Raw genomic sequence first — 16,379 nt, forward strand, 5'->3', positions numbered from 1 at the left:
TCTAATTCAGAACTCTTTACTTCTGCCCTTCCCCAAACCGAACCTCGCAATCCTTACGGAAAAATGATATCCCATAACAATCAATCTTCCGATACCCTTCTGTACGCAGTTCTTCCATATATCTTTTATCATATATTTGCTGCAACGCCTTTTGGGCGTCATTTTCCAAATCATCTATCGAATCCGAAACCTTCACTTCCACGATAAATGACCTGCCCCGCAGCGATGGGCTTTTCACCATTATGTCGGAACGCCCATTCCCTGATTCACGATTCGATTTCACCAGATAATTCTCACTCTGGCTCAAGATTCCTGTCAAAAAACCATGATAGAAGTTTTCTGCACTGTCATAAAAACTAATCGTCCGGAAAAGTTGGCCATTTAATATATCCGTCATCCTCTGGGCATTTCCATCCTCCATTGCACGGTACAAATCATGAAAATCCTCTTTCTTTATCATATCTTTCAGCCAATTTAAAATTGTGCTCTCATAGATAGTCATTACTTCTATATTGGGAATACGAACCTTTAAAAATATATACTTTCCTTTAAAATATTCACTCTCTTTCGTCAGATATCCCGTAAAATAAAGAAAATTCCACAGATTCTCCCCATTACTGTGCATATCCCCATAGGTAACTTCTTCATGAACCTGAATGTCTAAAGTCCCACCGTCTAACAATGTTTCAATCTGTCTTTTCGTTTCCCTGTCTGCTCTGGCTATTAAATCCTTTATAATGTCATTGGAACTGGTGTTAATCCAATATGGGTGTGGGAAAGCATTGACATCCGCATATAAATCATACATAAAATTAATGACACTCCATGGATTATAAACCTCTGTGTCGCCAAATGCATACCCATCATACCATTCTTTCATCGTCGGGAAACGACTCTCTACGCCATAGTAAGCCATCATCTGCCGCACTTCCGCTTCTGTGAAACCAAAATGTTCGCTATATCTCTGGTCAAGTATAGATACAATTTTCAGATGATTCAGCCCGGTAAATATACTCTCCTTTGAAATCCTCAGACATCCTGTAATAACTGCAAACTGCAGATAATCATTCGTCTTTAACGCAGATTCAAATAATGACCGGATGAAATCTACCATCTCCTCATAAAATCCTCGAAAATAAGAGCTTTCCAGCGGCACGTCATACTCGTCTATCAAGATAACCGTCTTTTTCTCCGTCGCCTGATAAAGACATTTACTCAAAAACTCCAACGCCCCTGAATAATCATCATATTCCGCCTTCCGGTCAGCAATCTTTTGATATAGCTTCTTATCTTCTTCATTTATTTTTCCGTTCGCCAGTATATATTGATGTCTTTGGAATTCGTCTGCGATTGCTTTCCTAAGCTTACTATATGCGGATTCAAAACTAGGCTGCTTCGCTGATTTCAGTGTCAGGTTAATAACCGGATAGTTTCCCATATGTTCCGTATATGTTTCACCTTGTTCCATAATCTTCAAGCCATGGAAAAGTGATTTGTGCTCTTCATTTTTCTTCATATCTCCCGTATCCTCATAAAAGTATCTAAGCATACTAAGATTTAGCGTCTTTCCAAAACGCCTTGGACGGATAAATAAGTTCACTTTTCCTTTCATATCCAATAATTCTTTTATAAACAATGATTTATCTATATAGTAATAACCAGATTCCATGATATCCTTAAAGTTTTCTACCCCAATTGGTAACGCTTTTTTCATTGCTCTGCCTCCTTCCGATACTGTTTCACATATTATACCCTATCTCCCTCTGTTTCACAATTAATTTCCATTGAACAGCAGCAAAGCCACCTCTAAGAATACCTTCCGTATTCCCAGAGATGGCTTATGATATCTATTTGATTCTCCATATCAACCGTTCTATTTTGTTACAACCGTATGTATAGTACTCTTACTAACTCCAAACGCCTTCGCCGTCTGCCTCACCGTCGCCTTATTTTCAATAATATAATACGCAATCTCTACTGCCCTTTCCTCAATATAATCCTTCATTTATAAACCCCTGCACTCATTGTTTTTACAATGTATGCAGAGGTCTATTTTCATATTCCTTTTTTCACTGCTTCATAGCCTCATCTTACTACCTGACCAAATCTATACTTCATTTTCCAAATTACCAATAGCATTTAGTAGGTTTTGTCTCTGCCCTTCCCAAACCGAACCTCACAATCCTTCCGATAGAACGCTATTCCGTAACAATCAATCTTCTTATACCCTTCCGTACGCAGTTCTTCCATATATCTTTTATCATATATTTGCTGCAACGCCTTTTGGGCGTCATTTTCCAAATCATCTATCGAATCCGAAACCTTCACTTCCACAATAAACGACCTGCCCCGCAGCGACGGGCTTTTCACCATAATGTCGGAACGCCCATTCCCTGATTCACGATTCGATTTCACCAGATAATTCTCACTCTGGCTCAAGATTCCTGTCAAAAAACCGTGATAGAAGTTTTCTGCACTGTCATAAAAACTAATCGTCCGGAAAAGTTGGCCATTTAATATATCCGTCATCCTCTGGGCATTTCCATCCTCCATTGCACGGTACAAGTCATGAAAATCCTCTTTCTTTATCATATCTTTCAGCCAATTTAAAATTGTGCTCTCATAGATAGTCATAACTTCTATATTGGGAATACGAACCTTTAAAAATATATACTTTCCTTTAAAATATTCACTCTCTTTTGTCAGATATCCCGTAAAATAAAGAAAATTCCACAGATTCTCCCCATTACTGTGCATATCCCCATAGGTAACTTCTTCATGAACCTGAATGTCTAAAGTCCCACCGCCTAACAATGTTTCAATCTGCTTTTTCGTTTCCCTGTCTGCTCTGGCTATCAAATCCTTTATAATGTCATTGGAACTGGTGTTAATCCAATATGGGTGTGGGAAAGCATTGACATCCGCATATAAATCATACATAAAATTAATGACACTCCATGGATTATAGACCTCTGTGCCGCCAAATGCATACCCATCATACCATTCTTTCATCGTCGGGAAACGACTCTCTACGCCATAGTACACTATCATCTGCCGCACTTCCGCTGCTGTGAAACCAAAATGTTCACTATATCTCTGGTCAAGTATAGATACAATTTTCAAATGATTCAGCCCGGTAAATATACTCTCCTTTGAAATCCTCAGGCACCCTGTAATTACAGCAAACTGCAGATACTGGTTTGTCTTTAACCCTGCTTCAAACAATGAACGGATAAATCCCACCATCTTTTCATAAAAACCTCTAAAATATGCATTTTCTAAAGGCACATCATACTCATCAATTAAAATAACTGTATTCTTTCCTGTTATCTTATACATACATTGACAGAAAAGCTGCAGCGAATTTCTTATATTTTTTTCCTCTGCCTTTCCATCTGCAATAGCAGTATACCATTCATATTCTCTGGATGTCAGACGTTCTTTTCCCCTTTCTATCGTGTCTCTGTGCCGTTCATATTCTATGATAACTGCATTCTCAATCATATAATATGCCATATCATAGTCTTCCTGCTTTGCTGACTTCAATGTCAGTTCAAATACAGGATACATTCCCATCTGACTTGTATAATTATCTCCTGCTTCTATAATCTTCATTCCCTGAAACAGACTTTTATTCTGTTCATTTCTTTTTTCATGCCCAGTATCTTCAAAAAAATATCGGAGCGTACTCAAATTCAACGTCTTTCCAAATCTCCTTGGACGTAGTACCCTATCCCCCTCTATCCCACAATCCATTTCCCAAAAACAATCGTTTCAGTTGTGCCAGGAGAAAATCGAGTAGGGGAAAACTCGCCGCGCGCCCCGTGCGCCGCCTTATCGGCATATTTCCTCTGCACAGAGCTGTGCATAAAAAGAGAAGGACTAAAGTTCAGTCCTTCCCGCCTCGTTTGCAGCCGTAGTTATACTATTTATCTTTAACATTTCTGTGCAATGTCATACAACAGCCTTTTTGTATCCTCCCACCCAATGCACGGGTCTGTAATAGACTGCCCATAGGTCAGGTTCTCCGTAATATCCTGCCTTCCTTCCACCAGATAGCTTTCAATCATGACGCCCTTCACCAGTTTCCTAAGCTCCGGGTTATAGTTCCTGCTGTGCATAACCTCGCTGACAATACGTATCTGCTCTTTGTACTGCTTGCTGGAATTAGAATGGTTCACATCCACGACCACCGCAGGATTCCTAAGTTCCCATTTTCCATACATTTCCGCAAGTCGGGCAAGATCCTCATAGTGGTAGTTCGGGATATTCTTCCCGTACTTGTCCACGCCGCCCCTCAAAATCGTATGGGCAAGCTCATTTCCCTGGGTTTCCACGTCGCAGCCCCGGTATATGAATCGGTGGGGGTGCTGCGCCGCCGTCACGGAATTCAGCATTACCGACAAGTCGCCGCTGGTGGGGTTCTTCATTCCCACTGGGATGTCCATGCCGCTCGCCGTCAGGCGGTGTTGCTGATTCTCTACCGACCTGGCGCCCACAGCCTCGTATGACAACACATCATCCAGATAACTCCGGTTTTCCGGGTACAGCATCTCGTCTGCCGCAGACAGGCCGGTTTCCTCCATCACCCTTATATGCATCTTACGGATTGCAATGATACCCGCCAGAAGGTCTGGTTCTTTCTCCGGGTCAGGCTGGTGCAGCATCCCCTTGTACCCCTCTCCCGTCGTCCTTGGCTTGTTCGTGTAGACCCTCGGTATCACCATCAGGCGGTCTGATACCTCATCTGCCACCGTTTTGAGACGTCTCACATATTCACATACGGACTCTTCATTGTCCGCAGAACACGGTCCTACAAGAACAACGAATTTATCCGATTTTCCCATAAATATATCCCGGATTTCTTCATCCCGTTTCCGCTTCATCTCCCGAATCTGTTCCGAAAGCGGATATTGCGCCTTCAACGCCTCTGGAGCCGGCAGTTCATGGTTTATCTTCATTGACATTTCTCTTCCTCCTCGAATATTTGAAACTCTGGCCATCCGTCCGGATACTGCATCCGCAAGCGACGCTCAATGTCTGGATAATTACAATAGATTCTGGCTCTCCAGATAATTCAGGAATCCCTCGCATCCTTCCAGGATATCGTCATACGTCTTGTCAAAATTCCCTGTATACCATGGATCTGCAATATCTCTCGGATTCCCGGTAAAATCAAGGAGCATGGACACCTTATGCTCCGAATCAGAGCCGATGATCCGTTGAATGCCCCGGATGTTCCGGTACTCCATGCCAATCAGGTAATCATATTCCTGATAGTCCTTCTTTTTGAGCTGGACGGCATATTTACCTTTCGTACTGATCCCATATTCCTTTAGTTTTTCTGTCGTTCCGCGATGAACCGGGTTGCCCAGCTCCTCGCTGCTCGTGGCAGCGGACGCTATGTGGAAGCGGTCTGCCAGCCCCCGTTTCTGGACCATGTCACGGAACACAAACTCCGCCATAGGGGAACGGCAGATGTTTCCCAGACAGATAAAAAGCACCTTAATCATAACACTTCTCCCTTTTATGAATTAGTCACAATCATAACTCCTGTGGTTCTTCTCCCCAATCATCCCATATGGAATCTTACTAATTCAAAAAATTATCAATAATAACACCTTCCGCCTCTTCCTCCGTCATGCCCAACGTCCTAAGCTTCACCAACTGCTCGTCATTAATCCTCCCAATCGCCGCTTCATGGATAATGGCAGCATCCAGATGCCTTGCATTGATCTCCGGGATAGAGCTTACCTCAGCATGATCCATAATAATCGAGTCACACTGCACATGCGCATGGCATCCCGCATTCCCCACGGCCTTTGGATGGAACACCTGCCGGGAACGCCCTTTCGCCACCGACCTTGATATAATCTGCGCCGAGCTTCCCTCCCCGTTCATCCGGACTTCCATATTAGACTCTGCCGTCTGAGCATCATGGGTCATCAGCTTCTCCACCACATACAGTTTAGAATTACGTCCCATCTCCACATCCGTTTCCCGAAGGGTCGAATCCACCCCTTTAATCTGCGCCGTATCCAGAGTAAATACCGCATCCTCATCCAAATAAATCTTCGTGACCGGATTCAGCACCTTGGCGCCGGTTCCTTCTCCTTCCCCGTAATGCTTCTCCTCATAGCGGACGTTCGCGCCCTTACCCACATGGAAGGAATGTATCCCGTCATGGCGGCTCTCGTTACACCCGCTGTTGTGGATTCCGCACCCCGCAACAATCGTCACATCCGCGCCGTCAGCGATATAAAAATCATTATAGACCACATCCATCATCCCGGAGGCGTCCACCACCACCGGAATATGCACCTGCTCCCCCTTCGTCTCACCGTCTATGAAAATATCAATTCCCTGTTTTTCTTCCTTCTTCTTAATCTTCACATGCTCGCTGTCGCCATGGCAGAGCGCAATGCCGTTATGACGCAGGTTAAACGCGCCCTTCTGCTCAAATCCTGCGCCGTCAATCTGCCTTAAAATCTTTTCCGTAATCCTGTCCAACACTTCTCCCATCGTTTCGCGCCCCTTCCTACTCCCGGTTCATACAGGTACAGCTTCCGCCCTTATCCAACAACTTGGGCAAAATCTCATCTCTTACGCCAACCGCTCCAATCGTCCCGTCCTCAATCACCATAATTCTGTCCGCCATCCCGATAATCCTCTCCTGATGGGAAATCAAAATCAGGCTTTCCGCTTTTTTACTGTGAATCTTCTCAAACTCCTGAATCAGCATCGAAAAGCTCCACAGGTCAATCCCCGCCTCCGGCTCGTCGAAGATACAGAGCTTGTGGGACTTTGCCAACACTGTGGCAATCTCAAGCCGTTTCATTTCCCCGCCGGAAAGCGTTCCGTCCACTTCTCTGTTCACATACTCCTGGGCGCATAACCCAACCCTGCTCAACAGGCCGCAGCATTCCGATTCCAAAAGCTTCCGCCCTGCCGCCAGAGATAACAGCCGGATCACCGTCATTCCTTTGAATCTGGGGGGCTGCTGGAACGCAAAGCCAATCCCCGCATTTGCACGGTGGTTGATATCATAAGCCGTGATATCTTCCCCATCCAGTAGAATCTGTCCCTCGTCCGCCGCCTCGATTCCCATCAGCACCTTGGCAAGCGTTGACTTCCCGCCGCCGTTTGGCCCCGTAATTACGAGCATCTCTCCGTCTTCCACACGGAAGCTGATATTTTTAACAATACTTTTTTCTATTCCATTTTCATTCACCTTGAACGTCAGGTTCTTCACTTCCAGCATATCGGCGTCCTCCCTTTCTCTCATCAATTAAAGACTGCGCAATTCGTTGCCCTGAATGTCATAAGAATCTTGAATCCCCAAAAACACCTTTGCAATCTCCAAATCCTCCGGCGTTGTAATCTTCATATTCTGATAAGAGCCTTCAAACATCCTGACCGGGACGTTCATCATCCGCTCCACAGCCATCGCATCATCCGTCACGTCCCCATGTTCTGTCTCCATCATTCTGTCATACGCCTCCATAATCAGAGATTTTTCAAAAATCTGCGGCGTCTGGACAACCCACACATTTCTGCGTTTCGGCGTGTTTACTGCAAAACCACCCTCATCTACCACCTTGACGGTATCCTTACTGGGCATGCCCGCGACGCACGCCCGGAATTCCTTTACCGTCTCATATCCCCGCCGCAGGATTGCCCCGTCCACAAACGGACGCGCCCCGTCATGAATAAATATATAATCAATCTCCTGGACCGATGTGACCGCCTTTAAGCCACGCCATACAGAATCATAGCGTTCTTTCCCGCCCTCAACAACCGTACACACTTTGGAAAAGCCATATTTCCTGACAATTTCCTGTTCCGCATATGAAATCTGTCCTTCTCCCACCACGAGCGCCACTGTGTCCACAATCTCCGATTCCTCAAAAGCACACAGCGCATAGTAAATCATCGGTTTTCCGCCAAGCTCAATATACTGCTTGCTGACAGAGGTTCCCATCCGCTTTCCCTGTCCCGCCGCAAGGACAACTGCCCCACACCGCTTCTTATCCTTCCCATCTGCCATCTATCTTTCCCCCAGTTTCAGGTTCGGCACGGCGTTCAAATCCCACCCATGCCTCGTACCATTGATGTATTCATAATAAGCCGCAGCCCCGATCATCGCCGCATTATCCGTACAGTACACCGGCGACGGGTAATAGAACCGGACGCCTCTTTTTTCGCATGCATCCTTCATCGCCAAGCGCAGCGCACTGTTAGATGCAACGCCCCCCGCAATCGCAAACCTGTCCACATGGTACTCTTCCACGGCATGCATCGCATGTTCCACCAACACTTCCGTAACCGCCTTCTGAAATGACGCCGCCACGTCCGCCTGGCTGTATTCTTCCCCCTTCATCCGGCATCCGTTGATATAATTCAGCACCGCGGACTTTACTCCGCTGAAACTGAAATCATACGGGGCGTCCGCCACATGGGCCCGCGGGAACACAACCGCATCCGGATTGCCTTCCTTTGAAACTTTGTCAATCTTAGGGCCCCCGGGGTATCCAAGCCCGATTGCCCGGGCCACCTTGTCAAATGCTTCCCCGGCAGCGTCGTCCCTTGTACGCCCGATGATATCGAACTTCCCGTAATCCTTCACCCGCACAAGATGGGTATGTCCCCCGGATACCACCAAACAGAAGAACGGCGGCTCCAAATCCGGATGCTCAATAAAATTTGCCGCAATATGCCCCTCGATGTGATGGACTCCAATCAATGGCTTCTTCGCCGCATAGGCGATTGCCTTCGCCTCTGCAACGCCTACAAGGAGCGCGCCCACCAGGCCCGGCCCATAGGTAACGCCTACAGCGTCGATTTCGTTAAGCATGACCTCTGCTTCTGCCAGCGCAGCCTCGATTACCTGATTAATCTTCTCAATATGCTTTCTGGATGCGATTTCCGGGACAACGCCCCCATAGAGCGTGTGGAGTGCAATCTGTGAAGAAATGATATTCGATTTTACTTCACGCCCATTCTTAACGACTGCTGCCGCCGTCTCATCGCAGGAACTCTCAATCGCCAGAATCAGGATATCTTCTTTTCCGCACATAGCTATCCCCTCTTTCTATTCTTTTGATAATTCTTCTTTCATACCCGCCTTCATATCTCACTCCGAGAAAACCAGCTCCACCGACCTGCCGTCCTTCGCCGCCACCGACTGCGGGAAAATCTGACGTACCTCGTCCATATACTCTTCCGGTTTCGTAAGAGACGGGCTGTAATGGGTCAGCCACATCTCGCCCACCTCCGCTTCCTTCGCAAGCTGCGCCGCCTCATAAAATGTCATATGCTTATATTCCTTCGCCTTCTTCTGCTTATCCTTCTCCCCGTACATACCCTCGCAGACGAACAAATCAGAACCCATGGCATTTTCCCGGATGGAATCCGTCGGCCTTGTATCCGTACAATATGCAATTTTCAGCCCTTTTCTCGCAGGTCCAAGCACCATGTCCGGCGTATAAAGATTGCCTTCAATCTCCACCGTCCCGCCCTTCTGCAGAGTCCCCCAGTATCTCTTAGGAATCCCGGCTGCATTGGCGCGCTCCACGTCGAACCTCCCCGCCCGGTCAATCTCCAGCGTATAGCCGTAGCATAAAACATTATGGTTGACCCGAAATGCTTTAAGCCGGTAGCCATTCATCTCGAATGTCTGCTCCGGCTCGGTAATCTCCAAATATTTGATAGGGAAAGGCAGCTCCGGGGCAATCACCCTTAGCGCCTTCACCACACGTTCCAGCCCCTTAGGGCCAATCAGCGTCAGCGGCTCCGTCCGCTCTGCATTTCCCATCGTAAGCAAAAGCCCCGGAAGGCCGCTGACATGGTCGCCGTGATAATGGGTAAAGCAAATCACGTCAATCGGCTTAAAACTCCATCCCTTCTCCTTAATCGCAATCTGCGTCCCTTCCCCGCAGTCAATCAACACACTGCTGCCATTATACCGTATCATGAGCGCAGTGAGCCACCGATACGGCAGCGGCATCATTCCTCCTGTCCCTAACAAACATACATCTAACATATCCTACCTCATATCTTAATCAGAAAGCTTCTCACCAGCTCGTCGTAGCAATCCTCGCACAGATCGAACTGGTCTACCTGGTTGTCCTTTCTGGAATGATATCCCCAGCGCTTCTCCACTTCCAGTACATCCTCCTGGGGAACCCCTCTTTGTACCAGAATTTCCTTACCACATTTATTACAAATAATCTTCTCAACGTTCTTTGTTCTCTCTAACTCTATCCTATACTGGCGCATACAATTCCTCCTGTCGGTATCCTGCGATCTGCGAAATAATCCCAGATACTTCTTCTTTCTTGTTACGCCTATATTATAACGTCTTCCCAATCTGCTTTCCAGTGGGAACTACTGTCATACCTGCCATGGTTCTTCCATAACTCCAAAAATCTTCTTACATGTCCTTACTCATCAGGACCGCGTCTTCGCAAGGCTCCGTATAATAAGCCTTGCGGATTCCATCCACCGTAAATCCACATTTCCGGTAGAAAGAAACCGCCGCCTGATTGCCCTGCCTGACCTCAAGCATCAGCCTGCCAATCCCTTTTTCCTTGCATATCACCGCCAGCTGCCCGAACAGAGCACGGGCAGCCCCTTGGCGGCGATATGCCGAATCTACGGCAATCCTTGCGATTTCCCCCTCATCCAACACGTAATACAGAATCACATATCCGGCGAAGGATTCTCCTTTCCATATGCCAAGCGCCAACGTATGGTTCTGGCGCAATGTCTCACGGATTCCGTTTTCCGTCCATGCATCTGAAAATATCCGTCCCTCCAAAGCCGCCAAATCGGAGATTTCCTTCTCCTGCCCATATTGAATCTCACAGATGCGCCATTCTACCGATTTATCCTGAATCCTGCGCAGGTTCTCCTTCTCCTGCCCATACCGCTCCTCTTGAATTCTCATTACCTCTCATAACTCCTCAATATCACGGATCAGCTCCTCCACTGCCGACTCCTGCGTCGCCCAGCTGGTACAGAAACGCACCGCGCTATGGGAATCATCCACTGCCTCCCAAAATGCAAAGGTATACTTCTCCTTTAACCTCTCCATATGGCCATTGGGCAGAATCGGGAACTGCTGGTTCGTATACGAATCGAACCTAAGCCCGTACCCTTTCTTTGTAAATGCATCCTTTAACCGCATGGCAAGCCCGTCCGCCCGTTTCGCAATCTCAAAATACAGCCCGTCCGTAAAAAGGGTATCGAACTGAATCCCCAAAAGCCGTCCCTTGGCAAGCATTCCTCCATGCTGTTTGATAAAATACCGGAAATCCTTCCGAAACATCGGATTCGCAATCACCACCGCCTCTCCGAACAGCGCACCGACTTTCGTCCCGCCAATATAAAACACATCCGTAAGCTTTGCAATGTCTTCAAGCGTAAGGTCGTTCGCCTCCGACATCAATCCATATCCCATCCTCGCACCGTCCAGAAACAGAGGCAGCGACAATTCCCGGCACACGTCATGCAGCGCCTGAAGCTCTTCCTTACTGTAAAGCGTCCCATTCTCCGTCGGCTGGGAAATGTACACCATCCCCGGCTGTACCATATGCTCGTGATCCTTATCATTCCAATGGGCCTCATAAGCCATACGCACCTGACCCGCACGAATCTTGCCGTCCTCGCTTGGAAGCGGAAGCACCTTATGACCTACCGCCTCAACCGCCCCTGTCTCATGGACATTGATATGCCCGGTAGACGCTGCCAGAACGCCCTGATGGGGACGGAGCATGGCGCTGATAACGGTAAAATTGGTCTGTGTGCCGCCCACAAGGAAATGTACCTCCACATCCGCGCCGCCGCACGCCGCACGAATCTTCTCCCTGGCCCCGGCGCAGAACGGATCTTCTCCGTACCCTGCCGTCTGTAGGAGATTTGTCTCTCCCAACCTCTTTAAAATCAGAGGATGCGCTCCCTCCAGATAATCACATTCAAATCGAATCATTCCCTAATCTCTCCCTTCTCTCACGTTCCGCCTGGGAAACTCGGAGATAGTCCGGCTGATGCTCCGCCGCAGACTCCATCTTTCCCGCCCGGTAATACTGGATAGCAAGGGTGCCGATTGCCGCCGCCCTCTGCCGGTTCATGTGCGCCGGTGCAAACGATATCCTAACCCCCGCCATAATCCGCTCCACAAGGGCTTCACAAAATACCGGTACGCCGTCGCCTAAAAATACGACCTCCCTGTCATACGCACAGAGTTTCCCGCCCAGCTCCTCGATACTGACCGCCATCTGATCCTCTATGACCACAAGTTCATTTCCCTCAAACTCATAAATCCCCGTATAGACCTGCCCTCTTCTTGCATCCATGATTGGGCAGACAATCTTGTCCGAGCCGCATAGATTGTACGCAAGCCCGTGTAGAGTAGGCACATGGATTAACGGTTTTGAGAGTGCAAGCCCTAGCCCCTTCGCCGTAGCCGACCCAATCCTCAGCCCGGTAAACGAACCTGGCCCTGCCGCTACCGCAATCGCATCTATGGTATCCAAATCAAGCTCTATCATCTTCGCCACATCATCCAGCATGGGAAGCAGCGTCTGGGAATGGGTCTTCTTATAATTCACCGTATACTCCGCAACCGTCACTTCCTCAATCGCCCCTGTCTCCACTACCGCTACGCTTGCCACAAGCCCGGAGCTGTCCATTGCTAGTATTCGCATATGCTAATCCTCCGATAATCGAATCCCTTCTCCAAATCCTTCTCAATCTTAATCTCCGTATAATGTTCCGGCAGAATCTCCCGGATTAAATCCGCCCACTCAATCAGGCTCACGCCCCCGCCGTAAATATAATCCTCAAAGCCAATCTCCTCCATCTCTTCTGCGTCCCCAATTCGGTATACGTCAAAATGGTAAAAGGGCAGCCGCCCCTCCTCGTAAACCTGCACAATGGTAAACGTAGGGCTGCTGACAGGTTCCATAATTCCAAGTCCTGCGGCAAACCCTTGGGTAAATACAGTCTTCCCGACTCCAAGATCTCCCACCAGCGTATACACCTGTCCTGCCAAAGAGCGCTTTCCCATCCGAACACCCAGTTCATAGGTTTCACGTTCGGCTTTCGTCTCAGTCACTACAAGAGCTTCCTCTCTATTCGCTTTTGTCTCCTCAAGAACTTTCTCCCTATTCGCTTCTGTCTCCATAGAAACTCTCCCCGATATTCTCTCCTTCTATATCCCGGCATTTCTTCCCGCCGCCCCGTCATTATAACATATCTTTTCTTCTTTCGCTACTCATGATATACTTATTTTGCAAACATACTCAAAGGAGGAAGTCTACATGAAATTTACATTTTACCACAACAATATCAATGTACTGGATCTTGGAAAATCAATCGAATTCTACAAAAAAGCGCTCGGGCTTACGGTCACAAAAAAGGTGGAATCCGAAGACGGCAGTTTCAAACTGGCGTTTCTTGGCGACGGGACAACCCCGCACCTTTTAGAGCTCACGTGGCTTAGGGACATGGACAGGCCCTATAACCTTGGGGACAACGAATCCCATCTTGCAATGCGGGTAGACGATATGGACGCTGCTCTGGCGCTCCACAAAGAAATGGACTGCGTATGCTTCGAGAATCCCGAGATGGGTATTTATTTCATCAATGACCCTGACGGATACTGGATTGAAATCTGTCCGGCTGAATAAACATGTATGCAAGATAAGCTTTGTCCGTCTGGCTAAACGTATAAAGCGCAGGGCAGCTTCCTGACATCCCCGCCAAGTAACCACGTCACATTTGATACAAAAATAATAAGGCGTTTCCCCCGTTTTAAAGGGTGGACGCCTTATTTGGTGCTTGATATCAGTCCGGTTCTTCTCAAAGTTCTCGCAAATCGTCAGTGAATTACCCTATAACGCAATCTAAGATACGAGTTTTCCAAAACTACACATTCTTGCAATTTCAACACACCTAATCTTGATAATTCGCTTTCTGACAATAAGGATTTTCCATCAATTAAAGTAGAGGTATCTTTACCGCCAACTAATACAGGCGCTACAACAATATCAAGATAATCTATCAGCTTTTCACGGAGAAACAGTTCATTTAATGTACCGCCAGTTTGTATCGTTATTCTCTCACAACTATATTGTGATTTGAGTTTTGTAAGAACATCTTTCAACGATAGTTGTTCATTTTGATAAATGATATGGAGATTATCTTCTTCTATTTCAAATGCCGGATGTTTTGCGTTGGATGTAACCAACACAAATTGTTTTGATAAAGCACAAAGATAACGTACCCCATGTTCTTTTAAATGACTATTATCAATTACAACAAAAGAGACGGGCGTTTTATTTGGCATGTCCGCTGAGTTAATACCGATTTTGGCTTGCACTCTTCCAGAATTAAGCGACCATAAATCTGTTGTCTGTTCTATTTCATAATATTGATGCAATCCTTCTTTAACTCCTGCAATTTTAGGAAAATCCTTATCCACATCTAAATGATCTGATGCTCCAGTGCTGATTTTACCATCAACAGACATTAGCATAAATAGTGTTGTAATAGGTCTGTCCATTTGCTCCCTCCGACTTCATTCTCCGCTTTTTTAGCACAACAGATATAAGCTGCTTAAAAGAATTCTTTTCTCCATCGGGCATTACATGCCATGTTTCAGAATTGGACTAATCTTCTTATAAATCAGAAGCACAATCACAGATACCAAAAATCCTTTCAGCAGGTTAAAAGGCGCCACCGCAAATACGGCAAATGTTCCAAGCCCCGTAATATGGCTGTTCACAGCCGAACCCATCCCAATCAGCGCATCCATCGGCATCCCAAAGGCTTTTGCATAGGCAGGAAGCAGCACGAACGCATTTAAAAAGCACCCCACGGCCGTCATAAATAACGTCCCGATAACCATCCCTAAAACCGCCCCGGATTTGGTCCGTTTCTTCTTATAGATTATTGCCGCCGGAACCACCATGGAACAGCCAATCAGGAAATTCGCAAATTCCCCGACTCCTGCCGTGTCTGTCCCGTTAATAGCAAAGTTCAGCAGGATTTTCAGAAACTCTATCACTGCTCCCGCAGCAGGCCCCATGGTAAAACATCCCACCATAACTGGGACTTCACTGAAATCAATCTCGTAAAATGCCGGTGCAAAAGGCAGAGGGATCTCAAAAAGCATCAGCACCACCGATATAGCAGCAAGCATCCCCATCTGCGCCATCCGCCTTACATTCGTCTTTTGCCTTGCATTTGCAGGCGTTACTGTATCCATATTCATAACACCCTCCCCCGAAGAACTCATTTATTTTGCAGAATCATTATAGTCCATTCTATATATGATTTCAAGCGATTTCTTCTTGACTTTTTCACTTGATTTTGTCTACTAAAATAGATATACTAAATCAGTAATTAAGAAGGTTCAGATAAGAAAGGAATTTCAGACATGTGGATTGCAGATAAATGGAAAGATTATGAAATCATAGATTGCAGCAAAGGCGAGAAATTAGAACGGTGGGGCAGTTACCTCTTGGTTCGCCCAGACCCCCAGGTCATCTGGGATACCCCCAGAACTGACGACGGCTGGACGCACAGGAACGGACATTACCACCGGAGCAAAAAGGGCGGCGGGGAATGGGAGTTCTTCCAGTTGCCCAAGCAGTGGCAGATCCATTACCAAAGCCTTACGTTTAACCTAAAACCTTTCAGCTTCAAACATACGGGGCTGTTCCCAGAGCAGGCGGCAAACTGGGACTGGTTCTCAGAAAAAATCCGCAATGCGAAAAGACCGATAAAGGTGCTAAACCTGTTTGCCTATACAGGCGGAGCCACCCTAGCCGCCGCAGAAGCCGGGGCAAACGTTACCCATGTAGACGCCTCAAAGGGCATGGTCGCCTGGGCGAAAGAAAACGCCGCTTCTTCCGGGCTGTCGGACAAGCCAATCCGCTGGCTGGTAGACGACTGTGTCAAATTTGTAGAACGTGAAATCCGCCGCGGAAACCATTACGACGCCGTGATTATGGACCCTCCTTCTTACGGACGTGGACCTAAGGGCGAGATCTGGAAGATTGAGGACTCCATCCATCCGCTAATCAAGCTGTGTGCAGGGATTTTGTCGGATGAACCACTATTTTTCCTGGTCAACTCCTACACTACCGGGCTTGCCCCTGCCGTGCTGACTTATATGCTGAGTACGGAACTTAAAAAGTACGGCGGCGCAGTGGCCTCCCAGGAGATTGGGCTTCCCGTCAGCCGCACAGGGCTATGCCTTCCTTGCGGTGCTTCCGGGAGGTGGGAAATCTAGTATAACCCTCGCCAAATGAACTCCCTTCCGGATAGACAAGTGTACCCTTGGGTATACTTGTCTATCCGGAAGGGAGTTC

18 protein-coding genes and 1 pseudogene are annotated in these 16,379 nt (G+C 47.2%); 2 read left to right on the forward strand and 17 right to left on the reverse strand.

The genetic code is table 11. From position 1 onward, the window contains the following. Positions 1 to 16: 16 nt before the first annotated feature. The 15 genes and pseudogenes from AC6I3O_RS23170 to tsaE form a co-directional block, all read right to left on the reverse strand. Positions 17 to 1,714, reverse strand: coding sequence for an AAA family ATPase (locus AC6I3O_RS23170; protein WP_334637151.1), 1,698 nt, complete (start codon positions 1,712 to 1,714; stop codon positions 17 to 19). A 162-nt stretch (positions 1,715 to 1,876) separates the two neighbouring features. Continuing rightward, positions 1,877 to 2,005: pseudogene (locus tag AC6I3O_RS23175) on the reverse strand (sporulation transcriptional regulator SpoIIID); the annotation flags it as partial. 134 nt (positions 2,006 to 2,139) lie between these two features. Beyond that, positions 2,140 to 3,699, reverse strand: a complete 1,560-nt coding sequence (locus tag AC6I3O_RS23180) for an AAA family ATPase (RefSeq protein ID WP_497852884.1) — start codon at positions 3,697 to 3,699, stop codon at positions 2,140 to 2,142. 236 nt (positions 3,700 to 3,935) lie between these two features. Then, positions 3,936 to 4,967 (reverse strand): 3-deoxy-7-phosphoheptulonate synthase, encoded by a 1,032-nt coding sequence (locus AC6I3O_RS23185; RefSeq protein ID WP_497852885.1) that lies wholly within the window; start codon positions 4,965 to 4,967, stop codon positions 3,936 to 3,938. A gap of 81 nt (positions 4,968 to 5,048) precedes the next feature. Beyond that, entirely contained in the window at positions 5,049 to 5,513 is a 465-nt protein-coding gene (locus tag AC6I3O_RS23190; protein ID WP_497852886.1) for a low molecular weight protein-tyrosine-phosphatase, read from the reverse strand. A gap of 79 nt (positions 5,514 to 5,592) precedes the next feature. After that, positions 5,593 to 6,522 carry a SufB/SufD family protein gene (locus AC6I3O_RS23195; protein WP_497852887.1) on the reverse strand — a complete coding sequence of 310 codons (930 nt, stop codon included), beginning with the start codon at positions 6,520 to 6,522 and terminating at the stop codon, positions 5,593 to 5,595. Positions 6,523 to 6,538: 16 nt separating this feature from the next. Beyond that, positions 6,539 to 7,261, reverse strand: coding sequence for an ABC transporter ATP-binding protein (locus tag AC6I3O_RS23200; protein ID WP_497852888.1), 723 nt, complete (start codon positions 7,259 to 7,261; stop codon positions 6,539 to 6,541). 27 nt (positions 7,262 to 7,288) lie between these two features. After that, positions 7,289 to 8,047: a 2-C-methyl-D-erythritol 4-phosphate cytidylyltransferase gene (gene ispD, locus AC6I3O_RS23205; protein WP_497852889.1), complete on the reverse strand. Its 759-nt coding sequence runs from the start codon at positions 8,045 to 8,047 to the stop codon at positions 7,289 to 7,291. Further along, entirely contained in the window at positions 8,048 to 9,076 is a 1,029-nt protein-coding gene (gene tsaD, locus AC6I3O_RS23210) for a tRNA (adenosine(37)-N6)-threonylcarbamoyltransferase complex transferase subunit TsaD (protein ID WP_497852890.1), read from the reverse strand. Positions 9,077 to 9,133: 57 nt separating this feature from the next. Continuing rightward, positions 9,134 to 10,042: a ribonuclease Z gene (locus tag AC6I3O_RS23215; protein WP_497852891.1), complete on the reverse strand. Its 909-nt coding sequence runs from the start codon at positions 10,040 to 10,042 to the stop codon at positions 9,134 to 9,136. Between the two features lie 8 nt (positions 10,043 to 10,050). Further along, positions 10,051 to 10,278, reverse strand: coding sequence for a hypothetical protein (locus tag AC6I3O_RS23220; protein ID WP_497852892.1), 228 nt, complete (start codon positions 10,276 to 10,278; stop codon positions 10,051 to 10,053). 154 nt (positions 10,279 to 10,432) lie between these two features. Beyond that, a complete protein-coding gene (rimI, locus tag AC6I3O_RS23225; protein ID WP_497852893.1) occupies positions 10,433 to 10,948 on the reverse strand; it encodes a ribosomal protein S18-alanine N-acetyltransferase in 516 nt (171 codons plus the stop codon). Positions 10,949 to 10,954: 6 nt separating this feature from the next. Beyond that, positions 10,955 to 11,989 carry a threonine aldolase family protein gene (locus AC6I3O_RS23230; RefSeq protein WP_497852894.1) on the reverse strand — a complete coding sequence of 345 codons (1,035 nt, stop codon included), beginning with the start codon at positions 11,987 to 11,989 and terminating at the stop codon, positions 10,955 to 10,957. Continuing rightward, positions 11,976 to 12,707, reverse strand: coding sequence for a tRNA (adenosine(37)-N6)-threonylcarbamoyltransferase complex dimerization subunit type 1 TsaB (gene tsaB / locus AC6I3O_RS23235; protein WP_497852895.1), 732 nt, complete (start codon positions 12,705 to 12,707; stop codon positions 11,976 to 11,978). The genes AC6I3O_RS23230 and tsaB overlap by 14 nt, the downstream gene beginning before the upstream one ends. Then, positions 12,695 to 13,186 (reverse strand): tRNA (adenosine(37)-N6)-threonylcarbamoyltransferase complex ATPase subunit type 1 TsaE, encoded by a 492-nt coding sequence (gene tsaE / locus AC6I3O_RS23240; protein ID WP_497852896.1) that lies wholly within the window; start codon positions 13,184 to 13,186, stop codon positions 12,695 to 12,697. The genes tsaB and tsaE overlap by 13 nt, the downstream gene beginning before the upstream one ends. A 136-nt stretch (positions 13,187 to 13,322) precedes the next feature. On the opposite strand from tsaE, the gene AC6I3O_RS23245 reads away from it, so the two are divergent. Further along, a complete protein-coding gene (locus AC6I3O_RS23245; RefSeq protein WP_497852897.1) occupies positions 13,323 to 13,691 on the forward strand; it encodes a VOC family protein in 369 nt (122 codons plus the stop codon). Positions 13,692 to 13,882: 191 nt separating this feature from the next. Here the strand turns inward: AC6I3O_RS23245 and AC6I3O_RS23250 are convergent, their stop codons facing one another. After that, positions 13,883 to 14,566, reverse strand: coding sequence for a dihydrofolate reductase family protein (locus AC6I3O_RS23250; protein ID WP_497852898.1), 684 nt, complete (start codon positions 14,564 to 14,566; stop codon positions 13,883 to 13,885). Positions 14,567 to 14,647: 81 nt separating this feature from the next. Further along, on the reverse strand, positions 14,648 to 15,277 hold the full coding sequence (locus tag AC6I3O_RS23255) for an ECF transporter S component (RefSeq protein ID WP_497852899.1): 630 nt from the start codon (positions 15,275 to 15,277) through the stop codon (positions 14,648 to 14,650). Between the two features lie 165 nt (positions 15,278 to 15,442). On the opposite strand from AC6I3O_RS23255, the gene AC6I3O_RS23260 reads away from it, so the two are divergent. Continuing rightward, positions 15,443 to 16,300, forward strand: a complete 858-nt coding sequence (locus AC6I3O_RS23260) for a class I SAM-dependent methyltransferase (RefSeq protein ID WP_497852900.1) — start codon at positions 15,443 to 15,445, stop codon at positions 16,298 to 16,300. Positions 16,301 to 16,379: the final 79 nt, after the last annotated feature.

This window comes from Sporofaciens sp. St.21A7 (assembly GCF_059728535.1).

Excerpts from the sequence above, each read along its gene's own strand:
- tsaE (WP_497852896.1), bottom strand. The coding sequence starts at position 13,186 with ATGGAGACAGAAGCGAATAGGGAGAAAGTTCTTGAGGAGACAAAAGCG.
- rimI (WP_497852893.1), bottom strand. The coding sequence starts at position 10,948 with ATGAGAATTCAAGAGGAGCGGTATGGGCAGGAGAAGGAGAACCTGCGC.
- AC6I3O_RS23255 (WP_497852899.1), bottom strand. The coding sequence starts at position 15,277 with ATGAATATGGATACAGTAACGCCTGCAAATGCAAGGCAAAAGACGAAT.
- ispD (WP_497852889.1), bottom strand. The coding sequence starts at position 8,047 with ATGGCAGATGGGAAGGATAAGAAGCGGTGTGGGGCAGTTGTCCTTGCG.
- AC6I3O_RS23170 (WP_334637151.1), bottom strand. The coding sequence starts at position 1,714 with ATGAAAAAAGCGTTACCAATTGGGGTAGAAAACTTTAAGGATATCATG.
- AC6I3O_RS23185 (WP_497852885.1), bottom strand. The coding sequence starts at position 4,967 with ATGTCAATGAAGATAAACCATGAACTGCCGGCTCCAGAGGCGTTGAAG.
- tsaD (WP_497852890.1), bottom strand. The coding sequence starts at position 9,076 with ATGTGCGGAAAAGAAGATATCCTGATTCTGGCGATTGAGAGTTCCTGC.
- tsaB (WP_497852895.1), bottom strand. The coding sequence starts at position 12,707 with ATGCGAATACTAGCAATGGACAGCTCCGGGCTTGTGGCAAGCGTAGCG.
- AC6I3O_RS23200 (WP_497852888.1), bottom strand. The coding sequence starts at position 7,261 with ATGCTGGAAGTGAAGAACCTGACGTTCAAGGTGAATGAAAATGGAATA.
- AC6I3O_RS23215 (WP_497852891.1), bottom strand. The coding sequence starts at position 10,042 with ATGTTAGATGTATGTTTGTTAGGGACAGGAGGAATGATGCCGCTGCCG.
- AC6I3O_RS23195 (WP_497852887.1), bottom strand. The coding sequence starts at position 6,522 with ATGGGAGAAGTGTTGGACAGGATTACGGAAAAGATTTTAAGGCAGATT.
- AC6I3O_RS23230 (WP_497852894.1), bottom strand. The coding sequence starts at position 11,989 with ATGATTCGATTTGAATGTGATTATCTGGAGGGAGCGCATCCTCTGATT.
- AC6I3O_RS23220 (WP_497852892.1), bottom strand. The coding sequence starts at position 10,278 with ATGCGCCAGTATAGGATAGAGTTAGAGAGAACAAAGAACGTTGAGAAG.
- AC6I3O_RS23245 (WP_497852897.1), top strand. The coding sequence starts at position 13,323 with ATGAAATTTACATTTTACCACAACAATATCAATGTACTGGATCTTGGA.
- AC6I3O_RS23260 (WP_497852900.1), top strand. The coding sequence starts at position 15,443 with ATGTGGATTGCAGATAAATGGAAAGATTATGAAATCATAGATTGCAGC.
- AC6I3O_RS23250 (WP_497852898.1), bottom strand. The coding sequence starts at position 14,566 with ATGGACAGACCTATTACAACACTATTTATGCTAATGTCTGTTGATGGT.
- AC6I3O_RS23190 (WP_497852886.1), bottom strand. The coding sequence starts at position 5,513 with ATGATTAAGGTGCTTTTTATCTGTCTGGGAAACATCTGCCGTTCCCCT.